The organism is Actinomadura verrucosospora (assembly GCF_039540335.1).
Classification (GTDB): Bacteria; Actinomycetota; Actinomycetes; order Streptosporangiales; family Streptosporangiaceae; genus Spirillospora; species Spirillospora verrucosospora.
Map to the genome: position 1 here is coordinate 46489 of NZ_BAABEV010000011.1, position 21767 is coordinate 68255.

Annotated in this window: 19 protein-coding genes; 14 read left to right on the top strand and 5 right to left on the bottom strand. The window is 72.7% G+C overall.

What is annotated here, in order from left to right:
• The 6 genes from ABD944_RS14850 (at nt 1) to tsaD (ending at nt 5071) form a co-directional block, all read left to right on the top strand.
• Nucleotides 1-1080, top strand: a complete 1080-nt coding sequence (locus tag ABD944_RS14850; protein WP_345176491.1) for an alpha/beta fold hydrolase — start codon at nt 1-3, stop codon at nt 1078-1080.
• A gap of 35 nt (nt 1081-1115) precedes the next feature.
• On the top strand, nt 1116-1547 hold the full coding sequence (tsaE, locus tag ABD944_RS14855; RefSeq protein ID WP_345176827.1) for a tRNA (adenosine(37)-N6)-threonylcarbamoyltransferase complex ATPase subunit type 1 TsaE: 432 nt from the start codon (nt 1116-1118) through the stop codon (nt 1545-1547).
• A gap of 126 nt (nt 1548-1673) precedes the next feature.
• Nucleotides 1674-2696 (top strand): hypothetical protein, encoded by a 1023-nt coding sequence (locus ABD944_RS14860; protein ID WP_345176494.1) that lies wholly within the window; start codon nt 1674-1676, stop codon nt 2694-2696.
• A gap of 98 nt (nt 2697-2794) precedes the next feature.
• The gene (tsaB, locus tag ABD944_RS14865) at nt 2795-3475 is read left to right on the top strand and encodes a tRNA (adenosine(37)-N6)-threonylcarbamoyltransferase complex dimerization subunit type 1 TsaB (RefSeq protein WP_345176498.1); all 681 of its coding nucleotides are present in this window, start codon (nt 2795-2797) and stop codon (nt 3473-3475) included.
• The gene (gene rimI, locus ABD944_RS14870; RefSeq protein ID WP_345176501.1) at nt 3472-3963 is read left to right on the top strand and encodes a ribosomal protein S18-alanine N-acetyltransferase; all 492 of its coding nucleotides are present in this window, start codon (nt 3472-3474) and stop codon (nt 3961-3963) included. Before tsaB ends, rimI begins: the two co-directional genes overlap by 4 nt.
• 70 nt (nt 3964-4033) lie before the next feature.
• Nucleotides 4034-5071: a tRNA (adenosine(37)-N6)-threonylcarbamoyltransferase complex transferase subunit TsaD gene (tsaD, locus tag ABD944_RS14875; RefSeq protein WP_345176506.1), complete on the top strand. Its 1038-nt coding sequence runs from the start codon at nt 4034-4036 to the stop codon at nt 5069-5071.
• 59 nt (nt 5072-5130) lie between these two features.
• On the opposite strand, the gene ABD944_RS14880 is transcribed toward tsaD, so the two are convergent.
• From ABD944_RS14880 to ABD944_RS14890, 3 genes are all read right to left on the bottom strand, one after another.
• Nucleotides 5131-6072: a phosphotransferase family protein gene (locus ABD944_RS14880; RefSeq protein WP_378187488.1), complete on the bottom strand. Its 942-nt coding sequence runs from the start codon at nt 6070-6072 to the stop codon at nt 5131-5133.
• A gap of 186 nt (nt 6073-6258) precedes the next feature.
• Nucleotides 6259-7875, bottom strand: coding sequence for a hypothetical protein (locus tag ABD944_RS14885; protein WP_345176512.1), 1617 nt, complete (start codon nt 7873-7875; stop codon nt 6259-6261).
• A gap of 641 nt (nt 7876-8516) precedes the next feature.
• Nucleotides 8517-9773, bottom strand: a complete 1257-nt coding sequence (locus ABD944_RS14890; protein ID WP_345176515.1) for a THUMP-like domain-containing protein — start codon at nt 9771-9773, stop codon at nt 8517-8519.
• Between the two features lie 280 nt (nt 9774-10053).
• Between ABD944_RS14890 and groES the strand changes: the two genes are divergently transcribed.
• From groES to ABD944_RS14910, 4 genes are all read left to right on the top strand, one after another.
• On the top strand, nt 10054-10362 hold the full coding sequence (groES, locus tag ABD944_RS14895; RefSeq protein WP_089324409.1) for a co-chaperone GroES: 309 nt from the start codon (nt 10054-10056) through the stop codon (nt 10360-10362).
• A gap of 85 nt (nt 10363-10447) precedes the next feature.
• Nucleotides 10448-12076: a chaperonin GroEL gene (gene groL / locus ABD944_RS14900; protein WP_345176518.1), complete on the top strand. Its 1629-nt coding sequence runs from the start codon at nt 10448-10450 to the stop codon at nt 12074-12076.
• 286 nt (nt 12077-12362) lie between these two features.
• Complete coding sequence (locus ABD944_RS14905; protein WP_345176830.1) at nt 12363-13007, top strand: sigma-70 family RNA polymerase sigma factor; 645 nt, start codon at nt 12363-12365, stop codon at nt 13005-13007.
• The gene (locus ABD944_RS14910) at nt 13004-13867 is read left to right on the top strand and encodes a hypothetical protein (protein WP_345176522.1); all 864 of its coding nucleotides are present in this window, start codon (nt 13004-13006) and stop codon (nt 13865-13867) included. The genes ABD944_RS14905 and ABD944_RS14910 overlap by 4 nt, the downstream gene beginning before the upstream one ends.
• Before the next feature lie 46 nt (nt 13868-13913).
• Here the strand turns inward: ABD944_RS14910 and ABD944_RS14915 are convergent, their stop codons facing one another.
• Nucleotides 13914-14303: a DUF5319 domain-containing protein gene (locus tag ABD944_RS14915; RefSeq protein WP_179845994.1), complete on the bottom strand. Its 390-nt coding sequence runs from the start codon at nt 14301-14303 to the stop codon at nt 13914-13916.
• 243 nt (nt 14304-14546) lie between these two features.
• On the opposite strand from ABD944_RS14915, the gene guaB reads away from it, so the two are divergent.
• The 3 genes from guaB to glpD all read left to right on the top strand — a co-directional run bounded on the left by guaB (nt 14547) and on the right by glpD (nt 19082).
• Complete coding sequence (gene guaB / locus ABD944_RS14920; RefSeq protein WP_345176526.1) at nt 14547-16043, top strand: IMP dehydrogenase; 1497 nt, start codon at nt 14547-14549, stop codon at nt 16041-16043.
• Nucleotides 16044-16127: 84 nt separating this feature from the next.
• Entirely contained in the window at nt 16128-17243 is a 1116-nt protein-coding gene (locus tag ABD944_RS14925; protein ID WP_345176832.1) for a GuaB3 family IMP dehydrogenase-related protein, read from the top strand.
• A gap of 99 nt (nt 17244-17342) precedes the next feature.
• A complete protein-coding gene (glpD, locus tag ABD944_RS14930; RefSeq protein WP_345176529.1) occupies nt 17343-19082 on the top strand; it encodes a glycerol-3-phosphate dehydrogenase in 1740 nt (579 codons plus the stop codon).
• 16 nt (nt 19083-19098) lie between these two features.
• Here glpD and ABD944_RS14935 read toward each other — a convergent pair whose 3' ends face one another.
• On the bottom strand, nt 19099-19746 hold the full coding sequence (locus ABD944_RS14935; RefSeq protein ID WP_345176532.1) for a TetR/AcrR family transcriptional regulator: 648 nt from the start codon (nt 19744-19746) through the stop codon (nt 19099-19101).
• A gap of 264 nt (nt 19747-20010) precedes the next feature.
• Between ABD944_RS14935 and ABD944_RS14940 the strand changes: the two genes are divergently transcribed.
• Nucleotides 20011-21759 (top strand): succinic semialdehyde dehydrogenase, encoded by a 1749-nt coding sequence (locus ABD944_RS14940; RefSeq protein WP_345176535.1) that lies wholly within the window; start codon nt 20011-20013, stop codon nt 21757-21759.
• Nucleotides 21760-21767 lie beyond the last annotated feature (8 nt).

A 21767-nucleotide genomic window follows, 5' to 3' on the forward strand; every position in this document is an offset into this window, starting at 1 on the left:
ATGGACAGCAGGAACAGGCGCAGGATCGGCCTCGCCGGTGTCGTCGCGGGCGTGGGCGCCGCGGGGGTGGGGGCGGCGGTCGGGCTGCGGCACCTCGCCGTCGGCCGGGTGCGGCTGCGCCCCGACCCCGACGCGGCCGAGCCCTTCGGGGAGCTGCGCGGGCGGGAGCTGACCGTCCGGGCGGACGACGGCGTCCCGCTGCACGTGGAGGTGGACGGCCCCGACGACGCCGACCTCACCGTCGTGTTCAGCCACGGCTACACCCTCAACCAGGACTCGTGGCACTACCAGCGCCGCGATCTGCGGGGCTCGCTGCGGCTGGTGTTCTGGGACCAGCGCAGCCACGGCCGTTCGGGACGCGGCAGGCCCGGGGACGCGACGATCGAGCAGACCGGCGACGACCTGCGCGCGGTGCTGGACGCGGCCGTCCCGCCGGGCGGTCCGATCGTCCTCGTGGGGCACTCCATGGGCGGTATGTCGATCATGGCGCTGGCGGACCGGCACCCCGAGCTGTTCGGGTCGCGGGTCGTGGGCGTGGCGCTGGTGAACACCTCCTGCGGCGACCTCGGGGAGATGACGCTGGGCCTGCCGCTGGTGCTCGCCAAGGCCGTCCGGCCGCTCGCCCCCGGGACGCTGCGCGGCCTCGGCCGCCGCGCCGACCTCGTCGACAGGGCCCGCGGGCTCGGCGCCGACCTGGCGTTCGTCGTCACGCGGAAGATGGCGTTCGCCGACAAGTACGTCAGCCCGTCGGTGGTGGGCTTCCTGGAGCAGATGATCAGGGAGACGCCGATCGACGTGATCGCGGAGTACTACCCGGCGCTGATGGCGCACGACAAGATCGGGTGCCTGGACGTGCTCCGCGGCGTGCCCACACTGGTGCTGGCGGGCGGCCGCGACCGGCTGACCCCCGCGGAGCACGCCCGCCGGATCGCCGAGGCGCTGCCGGACGCGGAACTGGTAGAGGTGGAGGAGGCCGGGCACGTGCTGCCGCTGGAGTACCCCGGCGTGGTGACCGGTGGGCTGCGCCGGCTGGTCGAACGGGTCCGTCCCGCCTACGAGGAAGAGGAGCGCACCGCGTGAAAGCCGTGACCGTCACCGTCCCCGCCGCCGAGGACATGCGCGAGCTCGGGCTGCGCCTGGCCGGGCTGCTGCGGGCGGGCGACCTGCTCGTGATGACGGGCCACCTCGGCGCGGGCAAGACGACCCTCACCCAGGGAATCGGCGAGGGGCTGAAGGTGCGGGGCCCGATCACCTCGCCCACGTTCGTCATCGCGCGGGTGCATCCGTCGCTGGCGGGCGGCCCGTCGCTGGTGCACGTGGACGCCTACCGGCTGGGCGGTTTCGCGGAACTGGACGATCTCGATCTCGACGCGTCGGTCGAGGATTCGGTGACGATCGTGGAATGGGGAGAAGGGCTCGCCGAGGGCCTCGCCGACGACCGGCTGGAAGTGATCATTTCTCGCGGAGAAGGCCCCGGCGAGGGGCGCGAGGTAAGGATCGTCGGGGTCGGTGATCGCTGGTCGGACCTGCGACTCGGCCCCGGATGATCTGGATCTGGCAACTTCTACGGTTTTTGCCTGGCCGGTTGGTCCATTTTACGGCTTGATGTCGTACTCTTTGCCGGAACGAACCTCACCTTCGCGACATATCGATTCCGAACGGGAGTGGGGCCGGTGAGTGGTAGCCATCGCAGCGGGAATTACCGCGACAGCTACCGCGCTTCGGGCGGTGGCCGGGGATCAGGCGGCGGTTACCGGCCGGACGGCGGTGGAGACGGCACGGGCGACGACCGCTACGAGCGGTACTCCTCCGGACGGCCGGGCAGCGGCCCGTACCAGCGGGAGACCGGCCCGTACGAGACGGGTAGCGGCGGCTACCGCACGGACGGCGGCGGATACCGCAACGAAAGCGGCGGATACCGCACCGAAAGCGGCGGATACCGGGCGGGCGGCGGGACCCGTCGCGGCGGGAGCGGCGGATACCGCACCGGCAGCCACCGGGCGCGCGAGCGCCGGAACGGGCGGCGCTGGGCCGTCGTCCTCGGCGGCGTCGTCGCCGGTGTCGCCGTGTGCGGGTTCGCGGCGTTCGCCGTCCTGGCGGGCGTCGGCGCGAGCGGCGACAAGAGCGCCGGCCAGGTCGTCGGCAGCGGCGCCACCGACAACTCCCCGACGGCCAAGGGCGAGCGCACCGCCGTCCCCGACTCCTGCACGATCGTCGGCGACGACCTGATCAAGCGGCTGGCGCCCGAGTCCGAGCGCACCGAGGCCGACAACTACCAGGGCGGCGACCAGCAGAACCAGTGCGTCTGGGGCGCCTACGCGGGCGAGCGGAGGCGGCAGCTCACCATCGAGCTGCGCGCGATCGCGGCGGGGGGCGCGGCGTCGCCCACGGAGTCCGCCCGCAGGACGTTCGCGGCCGAGCGGACCGCCGACGAGTCCGGCAAGGCGCTGCTGGCCGGGCAGAAGCTCACCGACAAGATCCGGCTCACCGGCGTCGGCGACGAGGGCTACATCGTCTACAGCGTGGACGACAACCAGGGCTCCGGCGAGGCCGTCGGCAACGTCCGGGTCGCCAACGTCCTGGTCACCGTCCACTACTCGGGCTCGGACAAGGGAGACCCCCTGTCGTCGGACGCCGCCACCGGCGGCGCCACCGACGTCACCAAGGCCGTCGTCACCGCGCTGAGCCGGGCCTGAGCCGGCGGGCGATCCGCTCGAACCCGCGCCGATCCGTCCGAACCCGGCTGCGAAAGAGCCGGACGACCCCGTGCCGGCGGCCGGTAGGCTTACAACCCGTGCTGGTCTTGGCTTTCGATACCGCGACCGCCGCGATCACCGTGGCGCTGTACGAGTGGACCCCGGGCGAGGGCGCGGTGCCGCGCGGTCTCGCGGAGGCCGTCGACCGGCGGCGCCACACCGAGCTGCTCACCCCGTCCATCGCGGAGGTGATGGCGGAGGCGGGCGCGGCGCCGGGCGACCTCAGCGCGATCGCCGTCGGCGTCGGGCCGGGGCCCTACACGGGCCTGCGGGTCGGGCTGGTCACCGCCCGCGCGATGGGCGAGGCGCTCAGCGTCCCCGTGCACGGCGTCTGCACGCTCGACATCATGGCCTGGGCCACCAAGCGGGACGGGCCGTTCGCCGTGGCGACCGACGCCCGCCGCAAGGAGGTCTACTGGGCGCGGTACGAGTCGGCGCGGTTCCGTGCCACCGAGCCCGCCGTGGGCCCGGCGGCGGACGTCCTGGAGGGCGCGCCCGAGGGGCTGCCCGTCGTGGGCGAGGGCGCGGCGCTGTACCCGGAGGTCCTCGGCGACTCCGGGCACGAGCCGCTGCTGCCCACCGCGAGCGCCCTCGCCGAGCTCGTCGTCGCGCGGCTGTCGGGCCTGAAGGGCCCCGAGCTGCTGCCGCCGGAGCCCCTCTACCTGCGCCGGCCGGACGCGAAGGAGCCGGGCCCCCGCAAGAAGGTGACGCCGGCGTGAGCGACGTCGTCCTGCGGACCATGACCGAGGCGGACCTTCCGGCCGTCCACCGGCTGGACCGCGTGCTGTTCCCGGAGGACACCTGGAGCGAGGAGATGCTCGCCGGCGAGCTCGCCGACCAGCCCCGCACCCGGCACTACGTCGTCGCGGAGACGCCCGACGGCGAGATCGTCGGCTATGCGGGCCTCGCCGCGGCGGGCGGGCAGGCCGACGTGCAGACCATCGGGGTCCGCGCGGACCGCCGCAAGGGCGGCATCGGCGCGGTGCTGCTCACCGCCCTGCTGGAGGAGGCCGTCCGGCGCGGCAGCGAGTCGGTGTTCCTGGAGGTCCGGGCCGACAACGACGCCGCCCACCGCCTGTACGAGCGGTTCGGCTTCGAGCGGGTCGGCATCCGCAAGCGCTACTACCAGCCCTCGGACGTGGACGCGATCGTCATGTGCCGCAAGCTCCGCGACCGGCCGCCCATGGGCTTCACCAGGGCCGAATGAACCGCGGCGGCGGAAGGCGCCCGGGAAGCGGGCGGGAAGACAGGGCGAACGGCGAGACAGGGAGACTCACGTGATTCGGGACGAGCCACTGGTGCTCGGCATCGAGACCTCCTGCGACGAGACCGGGGTCGGGATCGTGCGCGGGCACACGCTGCTGGCGGACGCGATCGCCTCCAGCGTGGACCAGCACGCCCGGTTCGGCGGCGTCGTGCCGGAGGTCGCGTCGCGGGCGCACCTGGAGGCGATGGGGCCGACCGTCGAGCGCGCCCTCGCGGACGCCGGGGTGGCGTTCGCCGACGTGGACGCGTTCGCGGTCACCGCGGGCCCGGGGCTGCCGGGCGCGCTGATGGTCGGCGTCGCCGCCGCCAAGGCGTACGCGCTGTCGCTCGGCAAGCCGCTCTACGGCGTCAACCACCTGGCCGCGCACGTGTGCGTCGACCAGCTCGAACACGGCCCGCTGCCGAAGCCGTGCGTGGCGATGCTGGTCTCGGGCGGCCACTCCTCCCTGCTGCTGGTCCCGGACGTGGCGAGCGACGTCCGGCCCCTCGGCAGCACCGTGGACGACGCGGCGGGCGAGGCGTTCGACAAGGTCGCCCGGGTCCTCGACCTCGGGTTCCCCGGCGGGCCCGTCATCGACCGCATGGCCCGCGAGGGCGACCCGGCCGCGATCGCGTTCCCGCGCGGCAAGTACAACGACGGCACCTACGACTTCTCGTTCTCCGGCCTGAAGACGGCCGTGGCGCGCTGGGTCGAGGCGAAGGAGCGGGCGGGCGAGCCCGTGCCGGTCGCCGACGTCGCGGCGTCCTTCCAGGAGGCCGTCGTCGACGTCCTGACGCAGAAGGCGCTGAAGGTCTGCAAGGACAACGGCGTCGACCACCTGCTGATCGGCGGCGGCGTCGCGGCCAACTCGCGGCTGCGCGCCCTCGCCGCGGAGCGCTGCGCGGCCGCCGGGGTGCACCTGCGGGTCCCGCGCCCGAAGCTGTGCACCGACAACGGCGCCATGGTCGCCGCGCTGGGGTCGGAGCTGGTCGCCTCCGGCGTCGGCCCGTCCCAGCTGGAACTGCCCGCCGACTCCAGCCTCCCGATCGAGGCCGTCACCCTGCTCTGAACGCCCGCGGCGCCGCCCCCGCGAGGCGGCGCCTCAGGACGACTTTCTCAGCACAGCTCTCAGCACTGGGCGAGGAGCCGGTCGAGGTAGTCCTCGCAGAGGGGGACCTGCGGCTCGTCGATCATGCGGACGCCGTCCTCGGGGAGCAGGTCGAGGAGGCCGCGGACGTCCCAATAGGGGTCGTGCGCGTGGCCGCCGGAGACCTGGTCGAAGGAGCACAGGAAGCGGTCGGCGACGGACGCGCCGTAACGCAGGGCCAGGCCGCGGCGCATGCAGGCGAGGTCGACCGAGACGGGGCCGGACGAGGCGTCCGACCAGTCGACGATGCCGGTGAGCCTGCCGTACGACCACAGGGTGTTGTCGGCGTGGTAGTCGCGGTGGATGAACCGGTCGGGCGCCTCCGGGGCGGGCCGGGCGGCGACCTCGAAGGCGCGCTCCCACAGGTCGGGGCGGAGCGCGTGCTTGGGCGGGAGCCGCACGTCGAGGCGGTTGTGCGGGACGTAGGGCGGCATCGTGGACGCGCCGTTCAGCTCGTGCACCGACAGCAGCGCGGCGGCGAGCTGGATCAGGTACTCGGGAAGGTCGTCGTGGGACGGGCGCGGCGGATGGCCCCGGAGCCGGGTGAGGAGCAGGGCCGGGACGTCGCAGTAGGCGCCCGACGGGTCGGCGGCCACGAGGGACGGTGCGGGGATCTTCTTCCCGCTGGCGAGCAGCGCGAGCGCCGCGATCTCGCGCTCGGGGGAGAACTCGGCGTCGCCGTAGCAGTGGCGGGGAGCCGTCTCGCGGGAGGTCCAGCGGCGCAGGACGAGGTGGTGCGCCTCGCCGGAGCGGCTCTCGACGAGGAGGGCGTGGTTGGCGTGGGCGGAGCCGCCGGCGAGGGGCCGCACCATGCGGACCTCGGCGCCCTTGCCGAGGCACTCCTCCACCCATCGCAGGGTGGTGTGCCCGGGCGGGACGCCGGTCGGCAGGCAGGGAGCCGGTAGGTGGGTCACCTGATCCATGAAAACGGATTCCGAAGGGTATTGGGAGTGATTTTGCGAAGACGGAAAGTAACAAAACGCACGTCATCGGGGTGACATGAACGAAGCATCTTCGGTCGTCCCGGCGGTTCGCGGGACGAATGCCGCGAATACCGGGAGGTATCAGGATGCCGGGTGGGGCCCGCGCCGGCCCCACCCGGACGCTCGTCAGTCCTTGGTCTCGCGGCGGGGACGCAGCAGCGCCTCGGCGAGCGCGAGCATGGTCTCCTCCAGGGTGGACAGCCGCTTCAGCACGTCCTCGTGCACCGCGTTGACCTGCTTGGACACATCGTCGTGGACGCCGTCCACCTTCCGGCCGACCTCGTCCTCGACATGGGAGAAGCGCTTGGCGAAATCCGCCTGCGCCGCGTCGGCGCGCCGCGCGGCCTCGTCCTGCATGCTCTCCACCCGCCTCGCGAATTCGGCCTGGACGCCGCCGACCTGCTTGGCGACGTCGTCGTGGATGCTGCCGACCTGGCGCGTAACGTCCTGGTGGATGTCGCCGATCCGCTTGCCGAAGTCGTGGTGGACGCCGCTGACCTGCCGCGCGACGTCCTCCTGCATGGTCCCGACCTGCTTGGCGACGTCGGCGTGCACGGACTCGACGCGGCGGGAGACGATGTCGACCTGGGTGGTGAACTCCTCCAGCGCGCTGTCGACCCGCTTGGCGACCTCCTCGTGGATGTTCTCGATGCGCTTGCGGACGTCGTCGTGCACGTCCTCGAACCTGCGGGAGAACTCGTCCATGCGCTTGGCGACGTCGCTGTAGGCGGTCTCGGCGATCTGCGACATGGTGGCCTTGACCTCGTCGCGGTCGGGCCGGGCGCGCAGCTCCTCGATCAGCGGGTCGACGGCCTCGGCGAGGTGCTTCTCCAGCGCGTCGAACCGGTCGCCGTACTCGGCCGCCGGGCGCCGCGCGATCTCGGCCAGCAGCCGGTGCACCTCGGCGATCTCCAGCGTGGCGGGCAGCCGGTTGATCCGCTCGCCGAGCCCGTCGAGCCGCCCGTCGACGCTCTCGAACCGGCCGTCCAGCCCGCCCAGCTTGCCCGAGACCCCTTCGAGGCGCCCGTCGACGCCGTCCAGCCGCCCGTCGAGCCCGTCGAGGCGGCCGCCGACGCCCTCGACCCGGCCGTTGACCGCCTCAAGACCCTGCTCCATGCGCTCGGCCATCTCGCCGAGCGCCTGGTCGACCCGTGAGGTGACCCCGTTGACGGAGTGTTCGAGCCGCTCGGACCGGTGGCCGAGCTCCGCGAGCGACTTGTCGAGCCGGTTGAAGCGGACGGACGCGGCCTCCATGCTGCCCTGGAGCTTGTCCAGCCGCTTGGTCATCTCGTCCATGCGCTGCGACGCCTGCTGCGTGGCGTCGGTGATCTGCTGCGCGGAGTCGAGGACGGCCTGGATGCGGGTCAGGCCCTCGTCGACGTTCTCGGCCACCACGCCGACGTCGGCCCACAGCGCGGGCAGCTCGGCGACGGGCTTGACCCGCTCGCCGAACGCCTCGATGTGCTCGGCCAGGCCCTCGGCCCATTCAGGGGGCTTGCCGGACAGGTCGTCGACCTGCCCGCGGACGCTCTCGATCTGTCCGGTCAGCCCGCTGAGCTCGCGCTCCCGGACCTCGCGGAGAAGCCACTCCATGCCTTCCAGGCGCTGGCGGATCTCGTCGAGGACCTGACCCTGTGAACGCTGTTCGTAGACGTGGTCCTGCGCCGCACGGGCGAGCAACTCCCGCATCCGATCCGAGACCGGTTGACCCCCCGTCTGCAGGAAGTTGTGATTCGTTTCCACCCGATGCTCCTTCGTGTGCCGGCGCGACGAAATGACGCACGGCAAATGAATCTCTGGAGTGGCCACTGTAGTGCGTGTAGAGCGCGGCCAAAACGGGTAGCAGAGAAGATTGCGAGTTCTGCGGAATGCGCCTGTTATCCGACTAGACGGGATAGCGAGATATCGCCGAATGCATGGCACCTTTCCCGCTTCAGGCATATTGCCCGTGTTGGGGGGATAGGTGGGGTGGGCGGTGGCGGGCGGCGCGGGACGGGTCCGGCGTTCCGGGTGCCGTTCTGTCCGTACATCTCGTCCAACATCGGCAGTTCCCGAACCCCGGGGACGGCCACACCCGCCCGACGCGCAGGCGTCGGGAGTGATGCCGAGGGGCGGGTTCCGGGCCTTTTCGGGAGGGCTTTAGGGGGACGGGCGTCCCGGCCGGTGAACCTGCCTTGGTGTTTTTCGCGCCGGTTGATCTCGGCGCGCCGATTCCCGCGCCGCGTCGTGCCCTTGCCAGGTGGCCGCAATCCCTGGTGCGCGCAATGCCGGAAAGCATCGATGATTTGCACCGCCATGGCGCGTCGCCTGGTCCCCCTTGGTGCTGCGCCGCCCAGTGGGAGATCTTTGGGCAGGGTTGCCGGGCGGAGCCCGCCCCGGGCGGGTCAGGCCCCGGCGACCGGCTGGTCAGGCCCCGCGACGGGGTGCGTCAGCAGGGCGACGGGATCGCGCCCCACGCGCGTCACCACGACGGTCAGCTCCTTGGCGCCGCGGCCCGCGCGGCGCCCGCCGAAGCCGAGGTCGCGGCGGAGCCGGTCGACGTCGACGGCGGAACCGCGCTTCTTGACGGTCAGCACGCCGATCTCGCGGCGGCGCAGCTCGGCGCGCAGCCGCTTCACGGAGAACGCCATCACGTCCTCCACCTCGTAGGCGGAGGCGAAGGGCGTCGGGCGCAGCTCGTCGGAGGTGACGTACGCGATGTGCGGGTCCGCCAAGCCGCCCCCGACCAGTTCCGCGACTTCGCCGACCAAGTGGGCCCGGATCACGGCGCCATCAGGCTCGTACAGGTAACGGCCCCACGCGCGTACGTCCGGGTCGTCCAGACCTTGGGGGGTCATGGTCCACACCTGGGGCTCTGTTCCCGAGAGATGGGTGTCGGACGCGAGGAGAGTGGCCCGCCGACCCACCGGCCCGGCCAGCCCGCCCAGCCAGAGGGCTGCTTCCTTGACCTCGCCCCCTACCGAGATCCACTCGGCCTCCGCGTCGTCCGGTACGGCCTCATGCGGGATGCCGGGCGCGACCTTCACGCAGGCCGCGGGCACCTGGCCGGCCATGGCCAGGACGACGTCGAGCGGCGGCTCATACGAACGGGGATCGAAGACACGGCCCCGCGCCGTGCGCCGCCCAGGATCGGCGAAGACCGCGTCGAACCCGGACGGGTCCTCCTCGGTGGCGTCCCCGACGCGGACGGAGGCGAGACCGTCCAGCCCGAAGACGGCCAGGTTGGCACGGGCCACCTCGGCGGTCAGCGGGTCCAGTTCCACGCCGTCCCCGGCCAGGCCCGCGCGCGCTCGGGCGATGAGGTCGGCGCCTATCCCGCATCCGAGCTCCAGCACGCGCGCGCCGGGCGGCCGGTCCGCGAACCTTCCGGCACGGTAGGCCGCCACGCTCGCGCGCGTCGACTGCTCAAGCCCCGCCTGCGTGAAGTACATGCGGTCGGCGTCCGCCCCGAACTTGGCCCGTGCCCTTTTGCGCAACCGGACCTGCGTCAGCGCGGCGGCCACGAGCGCGGGATCGTGCCGCTCCCGCAGGCGGGACGCCGTGGCGAGCAGTCCGTCCTCGCTCACGTCCGCCTCGGCCGTCTCCCTCAGGAGCGCCTGGCCGGAGGGGGTGCTCAGGGCCCGGAACGACGCGATGTCCATAGGGTGGAAGTTAGCGGCCGAGCCGGACGGCGGAGACCGGACGGCGGCCGCGGGTGAACCTCTGGAGACGGTCGCCGGGCGGGCCCGTGTCCGTGTTGACGGGGTACCGGGCACGGAATAGTCTCACGACTGGCACTCTCAAGGGTAGAGTGCCAAATACAGCGACGAAGGTCGGTCTGGCACCCGCGACGGCAGGCCGGTCCAGGGTCGCCTCTTCTGTCACATGTGCTGGTCGGTCATCCGTGGCCGGCCGAGGACCAATCGAAGGGGAGGTCAGATCGTGACGACCGCCACCAAGGTTGTTCTCAAGCCGCTTGAGGACCGCATCGTCGTCCAGCCGCTTGAGGCCGAGACCACCACCGCGTCGGGCCTGGTGATTCCGGACACCGCCAAGGAGAAGCCCCAGGAGGGCACCGTCCTTGCCGTTGGCCCGGGTCGCGTCGACGACAAGGGCGAGCGCGTCCCCGTCGACGTCAAGGTCGGCGAGGTCGTGCTCTACAGCAAGTACGGCGGCACCGAGGTCAAGTACAACGGCGAGGAATACCTCGTCCTCTCGGCCCGCGACGTGCTCGCGGTCATCGAGAAGTAATCACCGAGACGTGATGCACCCGCCCCGGTCGGCGCCGCCTTCGGGCGGCCCGCCGGGGCGGATCGCGTGAAAGAGGAGTATCCGCATGGCGAAGATCCTGGAGTTCGAGGAGGACGCTCGCCGGGCTCTTGAGCGCGGCGTCAACGCTCTCGCGGACGCCGTCAAGGTGACGATCGGCCCGCGCGGCCGCAACGTCGTCATCGACAAGAAGTTCGGCGCGCCGACGATCACCAACGACGGCGTCACCATCGCCCGCGAGGTGGAGCTGGAGGACCCCTACGAGAACCTCGGGGCCCAGCTCGCCAAGGAAGTGGCGACCAAGACCAACGACATCGCGGGCGACGGCACCACCACGGCGACCGTCCTCGCGCAGGCGCTGGTCCGCGAGGGGACCCGCAACGTGGCGGCCGGCGCCTCGCCGCTCGCCCTCAAGCGGGGCATCGACGCGGCCGCCCAGTACGTCTCCGACCAGCTGCTGAAGTCGGCCCGCGAGGTCGAGGAGAAGGGCGAGATCGCGCACGTCGCGACCATCTCCGCGCAGGACCCGCAGATCGGCGAGCTGATCGCCGAGGCGTTCGAGAAGGTCGGCAAGGACGGCGTCATCACCGTCGAGGAGGCCCACACGATGGGCCTCGAACTGGAGTTCACCGAGGGCCTCCAGTTCGACAAGGGCTACCTGTCGCCGCACATGGTCACCGACCACGAGCGCATGGAGGCCGTCCTGGAGGACGCCTACGTGCTGATCGTGGACGGCAAGATCTCCAACGTGCAGGAGTTCCTGCCGCTGGCCGAGAAGGTCGCCCAGACCAAGAAGCCGCTGCTCGTGGTGGCCGAGGACGTCGAGGGCGAGGCGCTGGCGCTGCTCGTCGCCAACAAGATCCGCGGCACCTTCCTGTCCGTCGCGGTCAAGGCGCCCGGCTTCGGCGACCGCCGCAAGGCGATGCTCGGCGACATGGCCACCCTGACCGGCGGCCAGGTCGTCAGCGAGGCGATCGGCCTCAAGCTCGACTCGATCGGGCTGGAGGACCTCGGCCGCGCCCGCCGGATCACCGTCACCAAGGACGCCACCACCATCGTCGACGGCGAGGGCTCGGCGGACGAGGTCACCGCCCGGATCAACCAGATCAAGGTGGAGATCGAGAACAGCGACTCCGACTGGGACCGCGAGAAGCTGCAGGAGCGCCTGGCCAAGCTGGCCGGCGGCGTCTGCGTGCTGCGCGTCGGCGCCGCCACCGAGGTGGAGCTGAAGGAGAAGAAGCACCGCCTGGAGGACGCCATCTCGGCGACCCGCGCGGCGATCGAGGAGGGCATCGTCTCCGGCGGCGGCAGCGCCCTGGTGCACGTCGCCAAGGAGGGCTTCGGCGCCCTCGGCCTGTCCGGCGACGAGGCGACCGGCGCCGAGGCGGTCCGCCGCGCGCTGCCCGAGCCGCTGCGCTGGATCTCCGAGAACGCCGGCCAGGAGGGCTACGTCGTCGTCTCCAAGGTGGAGGCGCTGCAGGCCGGGCACGGCTACAACGCCGCCACCGGCGAGTACGGCGACCTGATCGCCCAGGGCGTCATCGACCCGGTGAAGGTCACCCGCTCGGCGGTCACCAACGCCGCCTCCATCGCGGGCATGCTCCTCACCACCGAGGCGCTCGTGGTCGACAAGCCGGAGGAGGCCGACGAGGCCGCCGGCGGCGGCCACGGCCACGGCCACGGTCACGGCCACTGAGATCGGCCGACCGGCGGGCTCGTCCCGTCCGGGGAGCGTAGGCGAGGCCCCCGTCCGTCCGGGCGGGGGCCTCGCCGCGTCCCGGCCGGGTGGCCGTCCCGCCGCCGGAGAAAGCGCGTCTTCGCCCGCAGAAGTCCGCCACGCCCGGCAGCGCGATGACCACGACGCGTAATAACTCCAGGTTCGCTCCCGCACTGTGACCATTCCGTTGTAGACGACAGTGGAGACACGCCCGGGGGTGCTGGGCATCATGCTTGACGTGACCGAGGGAAGCTTCGCCGGAACCATGGCCGCGCGTGCTGCCGACCCCTCGAACGGGCCCGCCCCTCCCGCCCCCCGTTCGGCGCGGGCGCTGCGCGCCGCCGACGCGGGCGACGGCGACCTCAGGGAGCTGACCCATCTCGCCGTGCAGGGCGACCCGGGCGCCATCGAGGTCCTCATCGCCGAGGTGCGGCCCATGATCGTCCGGTACTGCCGGGCCCGGCTCGGCCGGGTCTCCGGGCAGTACCACATCGCCGACGACGTGGCGCAGGAGGTCTGCATCGCCGTCCTGTCGGCCCTGCCCCGCTACCGGGACATGGGCCGGCCGTTCGCGTCCTTCGTCTTCGGCATCGCCGCGCACAAGATCGCGGACGCGCTGCGCAGCGCGGTCCGCGCCGCCGTCCCCACCGAGGACCTGCCGGACGGTCCGGACGACCGCCCGGGCCCCGAGGAGACGGTGGTCCGCTACATCGAGGCGCAGCGCGCCCGCGACCTGCTCACCCGGTTGCCCGAGCACCAGCGCGAGCTCGTGCTGCTGCGGGTCGTCGCGGGCCTGTCGGCGGAGGAGACCGGTAATGTGCTGGGCATGTCCGCGGGGGCGGTACGGGTCGCGCAGCACCGGGCCCTGGCCCGGCTGCGCGCGATGGCCAGAGAGGAGTCGATCGCTTGACGGAGCGCGGCCCCCTCACCGGCCTGCGGGGCGCCCCGGATCCGGACGACCCCGCCCGCCGCGGCGACGCCCCGGCGCAGGCGCCGCGGTCCCGTCCGCCTGCCGTCCCGCCCGTGGACCTTTCCGCAGTCCGGCGGACCGACGCGCTCTTCGAGTCGCTGGCGGCCCGAGGCGCTGCCGGTTCCGCCGCTCCTGGTGAGAGCCCCGGCGAGGCCCGGGCCGAAGCCCGCCCCGCCGTCCCGCAGGACGACGACCGCGACCCCGCGGAGCCCTCCGACGACCGCGACCCCGCGGTGCGGCTCCTGCGCGCCCTGATCGTCGACGTCGACGACCCGGCCTGCGACGCCCCCGAACCGCCGGCCCCGTCGGGGCCCGGCCCGCGCCGCCGCGGGCCGCGCACCATCGTGGCCCTGGGCGTGGCCGGCGCCGTCCTCGCCAGCAGCGGCGTCGCGGCCGCGGGCGGCGGCGTCTCCGAACGCACCACGGCGTCCCCGACGCCGGCCGCGTCCGGCGTGGCGGAGGAGGTCGACACGACGGCCGACACCGACGCCGGCGCGCTCCAGCGTCCGCGGCCGCCCGTGCGCCCGGCCCCGGAGGCGGGACGCCCCGCCGCGCGCACGCCGTCCGAGGCCCCGGACCGCGGTGAGGGCCGGCAGCTCAGGCGCCGCCCGGACGGGCCCTTCCCCCGTCACCTGCCGCGCCGCCTTCCGCGCAGGCAGGAGGCCCCGACGATGTTCGCGGAGCCGGTGGAGAGGCCCGACGCGCAGCCGCTCGCCGACCCGCGTCCCCGTCTCGACGATCTGCGCCGCCTGGCCCGCAAACGCGCCCTCGACTACCAGAACCGCCCCACCGACGACTGACGGCGCCCCGCGCCCCTCGCGTCCGGATCGGTGCGGGCTCGGGCGGTCAGTTCTCGTCGCGCCCCTCTTCGCTGTCGATCACGCCGTCGACGTAGCCGCGGGCGTACTCCCAGCTGACGTAGTCGACGGGATCGGGGGAGAGCGCGGGCTCGTGCACGCGGGGGAGGCCCTCGTCGAGCAGGTGGCGCAGGTTGCCGTGCAGCAGCTCCCAGTCGATGTAGTGCATCTTGCCGCAGTCGCCGCAGTCGACCGTGAGGCCGCGCACCCCGAGCGGCTCCAGCAGGGCCCGGAAGACCTCCAGGTCGGCGAGGTCGGCCAGCACGTCCTCCCGCTCCGTCACGCTGAGCGGAGCGGTTTCGTCGCCCGGGTCGCCGAGCGCCGCCGCCGGATCCTCCGGATCTCCGGCGAACGGGTCGAGCGGAGCATCGTCGTGCACACCCCCACGCTACTGCGGGACGCCCCGGGAGGTGCACCCCCCGGCCTCCTCCGTGCGCGAACGAGCGCGAAGCGCGCGTGCACGGAGGGGAATGCGAAGGAGCGCCCGGCGTGTTGGCAGATGTCATCAAGACCACGTGAGCGCCGCGCCCAAAGCCCGCCCGGCCGTCGGCCCAGCCCCTACCATGGGGACAGGGTCCCTTGTGACCTGGCCCGATGCCGCCACCACCACGGGAAGGTTGTCATGAACCCCGCCGCCGAGCCCGACAAGTTCCTCCCGCAGGGCCTGACCTTCGACGACGTGCTCCTGCTGCCGGGCTACTCCGACCTGCAGCCCGGCGAGGCCGACACCACGACCCGGCTGACCCGCGAGATCTCGCTGCGGATCCCGCTCGTCTCGGCGGCGATGGACACGGTGACCGAGGCCCGCACCGCGGTCGCGATGGCGCGCCAGGGCGGCATCGGCGTGCTGCACCGCAACATGTCGATCGAGGAGCAGGCCGCGGAGGCCGACCGGGTCAAGCGCTCCGAGGCGGGGATGATCACCAACCCGGTGACCTGCCTGCCGGACGCCACGCTCGCCGACGTCGAGGAGCTGTGCGCCCGCTACCGGATCTCCGGCGTGCCGGTCACCGACGTGCGCGGCGCGCTCGTCGGCATCGTGACCAACCGCGACATGCGCTTCGAGACGGACCTGTCGCGTTCCGTCCGCGAGGTGATGACGCCGATGCCGCTCATCACCGCCCCGGTGGACGTCTCCCGCGAGGAGGCGTTCCGCCTGCTCGCGGGCAACAAGGTGGAGAAGCTCCCGCTCGTCGACGGCGAGGGCCGCCTCAAGGGCCTGATCACCACCAAGGACTTCACCAAGAGCGAGCAGTACCCCGACTCCACCAAGGACGCCGACGGCCGCCTGCTCGTCGCCGCGGCCGTGGGCGTCGGCGAGGACGCGCTGCGCCGCGCTCGCGCCCTCATCGAGGCCGGCACCGACGTGATCATCGTGGACACGGCGCACGGCCACTCCAAGGGCGTCGCCGACACGATCGCCGCGATCAAGGGCAACTCGTCGGTCCAGGTCGTCGGCGGGAACGTCGCCACCGCGGCGGGCGCCCAGGTGCTGGTGGACGCGGGCGCCGACGCGATCAAGGTCGGGGTGGGCCCCGGCTCGATCTGCACCACCCGCATCGTCGCCGGCGTCGGCGTCCCGCAGATCACCGCGATCTTCGAGGCGGCCCGCGCGGCGAAGGCGGCGGGCGTCCCGGTGATCGGGGACGGCGGCCTGCAGTACTCGGGCGACATCGCCAAGGCCCTGGTCGCGGGCGCCGACACCGTGATGCTCGGCAGCCTGCTCGCCGGCGTCGAGGAGTCCCCGGGCGAGCTGATCTTCGTCCACGGCAAGCAGTACAAGTCCTACCGCGGCATGGGCTCGCTCGGCGCGATGCGCAACCGCGAGCGCGGCGCCTCCTACTCCAAGGACCGCTACGCCCAGGCCGACGTCAACGCCGAGGAGAAGCTGATTCCCGAGGGCGTCGAGGGCCAGGTCCCCTACCGCGGTCCCCTCGCCAACGTCGCGCACCAGCTCGTCGGCGGTCTCCACCAGTCGATGTGGTACGCGGGCACCCGCACCGTCCCCGAGCTCCAGGAGCGGGGCCAGCTCATGCGCATCAGCGTCGCGGGCCTGCGCGAGAGCCACCCGCACGACATCCAGATGACGGTGGAGGCCCCCAACTACCAGGGCCGGTGACCTGACGTAAGCTCTTCCGGGGCTTGGTCCCGCGAACCGCGGGAAGACCGATTCAGGTGGAGGAAGGGCGCAGTGGCTGCTGAGGTGGAGATCGGCCGTGGCAAGAGCGGCCGCCGGGCGTACGCCTTCGACGACATCGGCATCGTGCCGTCCCGCCGGACGCGCGATCCCGAGGAGGTCAGCGTCGCCTGGCAGATCGACGCCTACCGGTTCGACATGCCGCTGGTCGTCGCGCCGATGGACAGCGTCGTCAGCCCGGCGACGGCGATCGCCGTCGGACGGCTCGGCGGCCTGGCCGTGCTCGACCTCGAGGGGCTCTGGACGCGCTATGACGACCCGGGGCAGCTGCTCGCCGAGATCGCCTCGCTGGACGACGTCCGCGCCACCCAGCGGCTCCAGGAGATCTACTCCGAGCCGATCAAGGAGGAGCTGATCGGCCGCCGGATCGAGGAGGTCCGCGAGGCCGGCGTCACGGTCGCGGCGCGGCTGTCGCCGCAGCGCACGGCCCAGTTCCACAAGGCCGTGATCGACGCCGGCGTCGACCTGTTCGTGATCCGCGGGACGACCGTGTCCGCCGAGCACGTGTCGGGGCGCGCCGAGCCGCTGAACCTCAAGCAGTTCATCTACGACCTCGACGTCCCCGTGATCGTCGGCGGCTGCTCCACCTACACCGCGGCGCTGCACCTGATGCGCACCGGCGCGGCCGGCGTGCTGGTCGGGTTCGGCGGCGGCTCCGGGCACACGACGCGGACCGTCCTCGGCGTCGCCGTCCCGATGGCCACCGCGGTCGCCGACGTGGCCGCCGCCCGCCGCGACTACATGGACGAGTCCGGCGGCCGCTACGTGCACGTGATCGCCGACGGCGGCATGGTCAACAGCGGCGACATCGCCAAGGCGTTCGCCTGCGGCTCCGACGCCGTGATGGTCGGCTCCCCGTTCGCCCGCTCCACCGAGGCGCCCGGGCGCGGCTACCACTGGGGCAGCGAGGCCCACCACGGCGACGTCCCCCGCGGCACCCGCATCGAGATCGGCACGATCGGGACGATGGAGCAGATCCTGCACGGCCCGTCCCACGTCGCGGACGGCTCCATGAACCTCATCGGCGCGCTGCGCCGCTCGATGGCCACCGCGGGATACACCGAGCTGAAGGAGTTCCAGCGGGTCCAGGTCGTCGTGGCCCCCGGCCAGTCCACCGACTGAGAGCGACCCCACGCCCGTTCTTTCACATCTCGGTGTGAACCGGTCCTTACTCTTGGGTAAGAACCGTTCGGAAACCGAACCGCTGTGGGGGGATGCGCGATGACGGGATCACCGGTGACCGGTCTTGGAAGCTCGCGGCTCGGCCCGGCCGAGCGCGCGGCGGCGCTCGACCGCATGGCCCGCGAGGAGTTCGACGTGGTCGTCGTCGGCGGCGGCATCGTCGGCGCCGGCGCGGCGCTCGACGCGGCCACCCGGGGCCTGTCCGTGGCGGTGGTCGAGGCCCGCGACTTCGCGTCCGGCACGTCGTCCCGCTCGTCCAAGCTGATCCACGGCGGGCTGCGGTACCTGGAGCAGTACAACTTCGATCTCGTCCGGGAGGCGCTGACCGAGCGCTCGCTGCTGCTCCAGCAGATCGCGCCGCACCTGGTGCAGCCCGTCCCGTTCATGCTGCCGACCACGCACCACGTGTGGGAGCGCGCGTACCTCGGGGCGGGCGTGGCCCTCTACGACGCGCTGGCCTTCCAGATGGGCAGCACGCGCGGCGTCCCGCACCACCGCCACCTGACGCGCCGCGGGGCGCTGCGCCTCGCGCCGTCCCTGCGCAAGGACGCCTTCACCGGGGCGATCCAGTACTGGGACGCGATGGTCGACGACGCCCGCTTCGTCATGACCGCCCTGCGGACGGCCGCGGAGTACGGCGCCCAGATCGCCTCGCGCACCCAGTGCCTGGGGTTCCTGCGCGAGGGGGAGCGCGTCACCGGCCTGCGCATCCGCGACCTTGAGGGCAACACGACCAGCGAGGTCCGCGCCAAGCAGGTCGTCAACGCCACCGGCGTGTGGACCGACGACATCCAGGAGCTCGTCGGCGGGCGCGGCCAGATCCACGTGAAGGCGTCCAAGGGCATCCACCTGGTGGTGCCCAAGGACCGCATCCACTCCGCGACCGGGATCATCCTGCGCACCGAGAAGTCGGTGCTGTTCGTGATCCCCTGGGGCCGCCACTGGATCATCGGCACCACCGACACCGCCTGGGACCTCGACCGGGCGCACCCCGCCGCGTCCAAGGCCGACATCGACTACGTCCTGGACCACGTCAACGCCGTCCTCACCACGCCGCTCACCCATGACGACGTGGAGGGCGTCTACGCGGGCCTGCGCCCCCTCCTCACCGGCGAGACCGAGGAGACGTCGAAGCTCTCCCGCGAGCACGTGGTCGCGCACCCCGTCCCGGGCCTCGTCCTCGTGGCGGGCGGCAAGTACACGACCTACCGGGTCATGGCCAAGGACGCCATCGACGCCGTCGCGCACGGCCTCGACGGCAAGGTCGCCGAGTCCTGCACCGACCGCATCCCGCTCGTGGGCGGCGACGGCTTCCAGGCCATGTGGAACGCGCGGCACCGCCTCGCCTCGCGCTCCGGCCTGCACGTCGCCCGGATCGAGCACCTGCTGCGCCGCTACGGGACGCTCCTGGACGACCTGCTCGAACTCATCTCCGACAGGCCAGACCTCGCCAAGCCGCTGGACGGCGCCGACGACTACCTGCGCGCCGAGGTCGTCTACGCCGCCACCCACGAGGGCGCCCGCCACCTCAACGACGTCCTCGCCCGCCGCACCCGCATCTCCATCGAGACGTGGGACCGCGGCGTCGGCGTCGCCCAGGAGGCCGCCGACCTTCTCGCGCCCGTCCTCGGCTGGTCCAAGAAGCAGCGCGACCGCGAGATCGAGTACTACCGCAAGCGCGTCGAGGCCGAACGCGCCTCCCAGACCCAGGACGGCGACCAGGAGGCCGACGCCCGCCGCCGGGGCGCCCCCGAGATCGTCCCCGTGGCGACCCCCTGACCCGGGCGCCGGCGGTTCAGGGCCGGGGCCGTCCCTGCACGAGGGTCTTGCCGGTGCTGTAGAGGTCGGCCGGGACCCGGACGGGGTCGAGGAGGTGCTGGAAGGCCAGGCCGAAGTCGAGGGCCATGGTCAAGGTGGCGCGGTCGCCCGGGGTCGGCTCGCCCGGGGCCGGGCCGTCGGGGGCGGAGCCGTCGGCGGGCTCCAGTTCCCGGGCCAGCTGTTCCCGGCGTTCGGCGTACCAGTCGGCGATGCGCCACCCGGCGGCGTAGTCGCGCATCCCGTAGAGCCAGAACTCGACCAGGAGGAGGGCGAGGCGGCGGGGGGCCTCGTCGGAGTCGCGGCGGGACGGGCGGCCGGTGCGGTCGGCATCCTCGGCGGCGGCGCGGAGCTCGTCGCAGACGTCGGTGCGGGTGCGGGCGCTGGTGATGCGCTCCATGAGGGCGAGGAGCAGGTCGGTCTTGCCCGCGAAGTTGGAGTAGACGGCGCCCTTGGTGAGTCCGGCGGCCGCCGCGATGTCGTCGAGCGAGGCGCCGTGGATGCCGCGCTCGGCCCAGAGGCGCTCGGCGGCGGCGAGCAGGGCGGCGCGGGTCTGCTCGCGGCGGTCCCGGCGCGCGCCGGGGCGGGCGGCGCCGCTCTCGGGTGTGTGGCCGCGGGCATGCGTCATCGCTGTCCCTCCCCTGGGCAGCGCCGCCCCCCGACGGCGCTGAGATTCTCCTCCTGCTTTCGGGATACACCGGGTGGGGGCGGTCAGTCTCCGACTTCCACAACTCCACCCGGCTTGGAACGGTCCGTTCGACAGCGGTCACCACTCGCGGACGGAAGCCGCGAGGAGCGCGAGCGGAGATAGCGCCCCGAGTGGGGCGAATCACTGCAAGTAGCGCATTACTTGCGGGTAGCCAAACTGGGCGGGTGGTCATACCCTGCCTGCATGGCATCCCCGACGGTTCCCGCCGAAGGCGCGGCAGGCTCTGCCGAAGGCGCGGCGAACACTGCCGAAGGCGCGGCGAACACTGCCGAAGGCGCGGCGAACACTGCCGAAGGCGCGGCGAACACTGCCGAAGGCGCGGCGAACACTGCCGAAGGCGCGGCGAACACTGCCGAAGGCGCGGCGGACTCTGCCAAGGGCGCGGCAGAGCACACGCTTCCCCGGACTCTGGTCGACCGGCTGGTCTCGCACGTCGCCTCGGACGGCGCCGAGACCGCGACGATCCCGAGCCCCTTCACCGGTGAGCCCCTCGCGACCGTTCCGCTGTCGAGCCCCGAGGACGTCCGGGCCGCCTACGAGCGGGCGCGCGAGGCGCAGCGGGCCTGGGCGGCGCTGCCCGCGGGGGAGCGCGCCAAACCCTTCCTGCGGCTCGCGGACGCGCTCGTCGACCGGCGCGCGGAGATCCTCGACATCATCCAGCTGGAGACCGGCAAGGCGCGCCGGCACGCGATGGAGGAGTTCCTCGACGTCGCGCTGTGCTCGCTCTACTACGCCCGGCGGGCGCCGCGGCTGCTGAAGCCCCGCCGCCGCAAGGGGATGATGCCGGGGCTGACCCGCGTCCAGGAACTGCGGCACCCGAAGGGCGTCGTGGCGCTGATCGCGCCGTGGAACTACCCGTTCGCGCTCGGCGCCAGCGACATCGCTCCGGCGCTGATGGCGGGCAACGCGGTCGTCCACAAGCCGGACACCCAGACGTGCCTGTCCAGCCTGTGGGTGCTGGACCTGCTGGTCTCGCTCGGGCTGCCCCGCGATCTCTGGCAGATCGTCGTCGGCGATCCCGCCGAGATCGGCGACCCGCTGGTGGACGACGCCGACTACGTCTCGTTCACCGGCTCCACGCGCGGGGGCAAGGCGATCGCGGAGAAGGTGGCGCCGCGGCTGGTCGCCTACTCGCTGGAGCTCGGCGGCAAGAACCCGATGATCGTCATGCCGGACGCCGACGTCGAGCGCGCCGCGCGCGGCGCCGTCCGCGCGTGCTTCACCAACGCCGGCCAGCTGTGCATCTCGATCGAGCGGATGTACGTCCACGAGGACGTCTACGACCGGTTCGTGCCGCGGTTCGTCGAACTCGTCAAGGGGATGCGGCTCGGCACCGGCCTGGACTTCGACGCCGAGATGGGCTCGCTGACCCACAAGCGCCAGCTGGACGCGGTGACGGCGCACGTGGACCAGGCCGTCAAGGAGGGCGCGACCGTCCTGACCGGCGGGAAGGCCCGTCCCGACGTCGGCCCGCTGTTCTACGAGCCGACGGTCCTCGCGGACGTCAACGGCGACATGGACCTGTGCGCGAACGAGACGTTCGGCCCCGTCGTCGCGGTCTACAAGTACCGGGACGAGGACGAGGTCGTCGCCCGCGCCAACGACACGCCCTACGGGCTGAACGCGTCGGTGTGGACGAAGAACCCGGCGCGGGGCCGCCGCCTCGCCGCCCGCATCCAGGCGGGGACGGTCAACATCAACGACGGCTACGGCGCCGCCTACGCCTCCTACGACTCCCCGATGGGCGGGATGAAGCAGTCGGGCGTGGGACGCCGCCACGGGGCCGAGGGGCTGCTGAAGTTCACCGAGGTCCAGACCGTCGCGAGCCAGCACCTCATGGACCTGGAGCCGCCCGGCGCGATCGGCTACGACACCTTCGCCGACTACATGGCCACCGGCATCAAGCTCATGAAGAAGCTGCGGATCAAGTAGGGATCTCC